The sequence below is a fragment of the Alcanivorax sp. HI0044 genome, assembly GCF_001634945.1.
Genome location: NZ_LWEZ01000845.1, coordinates 1 through 370 on the forward strand (window position 1 = coordinate 1; position 370 = coordinate 370).

Sequence of the window (370 nt, forward strand, 5' to 3'; positions counted from 1 at the left end):
AGCAGCTGGAGCATGGTCAGGCCGTTACCGAGCTGATGAAGCAGAAGCAGTACAGCCCGATGAGCGTTGCTGAAATGGGTGTTGTGCTGTACGCAGCGAACGAAGGTTACCTGAAAGGTATTGCTGTCGAGAAAATCGGCCCCTTCGAAGCGGCACTGCTGGACTACATGAACAGCGAAAAGAAAGCGTTGATGGATAAAATCAACGAGAAGGGTGACTACAACGGCGAGATCGAAGCTGAGATCAAAGAATCTCTCGATCAGTTCAAAGCCACCCAGACCTGGTAATTCGCTGATAAAGGAACGTTCCTATGGCCAGCGGTAAAGAGATCAAAGGCAAGATTGCCAGCGTCCAGAGCACGAAGAAAATT

The 370-nt window shown here is 50.0% G+C and carries 1 pseudogene; it reads left to right on the plus strand.

The window, feature by feature from the left end:
* Window positions 1–287: pseudogene (locus A3730_RS09925) on the plus strand (F0F1 ATP synthase subunit alpha); the annotation flags it as partial.
* Between the last annotated feature and the right edge of the window lie 83 nt (window positions 288–370).